1 protein-coding gene and 3 pseudogenes are annotated in these 1968 nt (G+C 38.1%); 3 read left to right on the plus strand and 1 reads right to left on the minus strand.

Annotation, left to right across the window (positions count from 1 at the left end; genetic code table 11):
• Positions 1–152: pseudogene (locus tag H6G48_RS00055) on the minus strand (ISKra4 family transposase); the annotation flags it as partial.
• Positions 153–320: 168 nt separating this feature from the next.
• Between H6G48_RS00055 and H6G48_RS27310 the strand changes: the two are divergent.
• The 3 genes and pseudogenes from H6G48_RS27310 to H6G48_RS00065 all read left to right on the plus strand — a co-directional run.
• Positions 321–419 (plus strand): annotated as a pseudogene (locus H6G48_RS27310) (DUF29 domain-containing protein); the annotation flags it as partial.
• Between the two features lie 148 nt (positions 420–567).
• Positions 568–681, plus strand: a pseudogene (locus tag H6G48_RS00060) (DUF29 family protein); the annotation flags it as partial.
• A 108-nt stretch (positions 682–789) separates the two neighbouring features.
• Positions 790–1878 (plus strand): DNA methyltransferase, encoded by a 1089-nt coding sequence (locus H6G48_RS00065; RefSeq protein ID WP_190717871.1) that lies wholly within the window; start codon positions 790–792, stop codon positions 1876–1878.
• Positions 1879–1968: the final 90 nt, after the last annotated feature.

Raw genomic sequence — 1968 nt, forward strand, 5'->3', positions numbered from 1 at the left:
GCTTGTTTTGACAAAAAAATACCGATTTCTGGGTTGACATACTGAATCATTAAATCTCTAACAGTCTCTTCTATCTCTGCCAAGTTATTAAATTTCTCAACTTGGGATTGTTCATAAAGACATTGCCCTAACTCTTGACATAACTCTTTAATTCTTTTTTCATTTTCTGATCACATTGGACTGTTCCTCCCATCGAGATATATTCTGAATCGTAAGTTATAACTATTATAATCTCATTTCTCTTTGTGATCAGGTTCAAGATTTTCTAGTTTTTGACTGCTATAAGCATTAATACTCATTGCACAAGTGAGATGCTCCCCTTGCGAGATAGCCCAGATTATCAATCTTTTAACTTTCCCGATGATTGTCCTTTTCCCCAAGAAATTAGTCAGATTTTACAGAAAAAAGTTTGGCGATAAAATTATCTTTAAAAGTTTGTTAGTGGGTTTAGAAGACGGTCAAATCTGGGACGATGTCCGCTCAAATTATACTTCATCTTTATGAGAAATGCTGTAAATAATTGGTTATTTTCTAGGGAAATTCAAACTCATAAAATCCAGAGGTTTTATGCTAATTAAAACCGATTATGCTGGCTGGCTGAACGAAACAATCACTCTGTTAAAACAAAAAAACTTTGATCAAGTTGACTGGGAAAACTTGAGCGAGGAGATAGAAAGTTTGCTAGTCTCAGGCTAAGTTTCTAGGTCATTGGTTTATGGGGTAGCCAAATATCCTAAAACAGGATAGAGTATTGATATTCATACTGTTTATAAGACGATAAAAAAATCCATGGATATACCTGAGCCTTCCCATAGCCTGGCAAGTATAAAAAAGAATAAAGCAACAAGCACTGTTGGGCGCGGCAAAACTGTCCAACTTACTGAGAAACTAGCTTTTTCAGCTTGGAATAACAGCAGTGTTAGTCTGAGTCTTGGTAATAGCATTGAACATTATGATTCTTGGGAACAACCTATAGTAATAATCTCAGACGGAGGCTACGGTCTTTTAGGATTTGAAGGTGATACATCAGATCATCTTGACTTACCTGAATGGTATGAACCTCATGTGGAAGCTTGGTCTAAGTTGGCCTTGCCAAATACAACTCTTTGGTTTTGGAACTCAGAAATTGGCTGGGCTGTGGTACATCCAATACTTGAGAAATTTGGTTGGCGATATGTTAATTGTAATATATGGAATAAAGGAAAAGGTCATATTGCAGGTAATGTCAACACAGAAAAAATAAGGCGTTTTCCGGTGGTTACAGAGGTTTGCGTCCAATACGTTAGAGAAGTCAAAATTGCTGACTTAACACTTAAAGAATGGCTCCGAAAGGAATGGTTAAGATCGGGCTTACCTTTGCGTCAAGCTAATTTAGCTTGTGGTGTTGCAGATGCGGCAACAAGAAAATATTTTGACCAAGGACATTTATGGTATTTTCCCCCACCCGAAATGTTTGAAAAATTAGTTTTCTATGCCAACGAACACGGAAACCCAGAGGGAAAACCCTATTTTTCTAAAAATGGCCAGCGTCCTTTAACAGGTAAAGAGTGGGAGAAGATGCGCTCTAAATTTAATTGCCCTCATGGTTTTACAAATGTTTGGGATCGTTCAGCTTTGCGCGATGATGAACGAATTAAGTCTCAGGATGGTAAAGCTGTTCACTTAAATCAAAAGCCACTGGATCTGATGAAATTAATTATTGAAGCTTCAAGTGAGGAACAGGATGTGGTTTGGGAACCATTTGGGGGGCTTTTCAGTGCCTCTTTAGCTGCCAATATCCTGAATCGAAAAGCTTTCGCTTGTGAAATTGACGAAACTTATTTCTATTATGGAGTCAAAAGGTTTAGTCAAGTAGTTCATCGGAAATTTTGGGTCTGAAACCCCGCCGTTCTAGGTTGGCTTTACGTTAGAATTAAAAGGCCAGTCTCGAAAACCAAGTGGACGGCGCAGCACCTTGAAAACTCGGCT

This window comes from Microcystis flos-aquae FACHB-1344 (assembly GCF_014698375.1).
Taxonomy (GTDB): Bacteria; Cyanobacteriota; Cyanobacteriia; order Cyanobacteriales; family Microcystaceae; genus Microcystis; species Microcystis aeruginosa.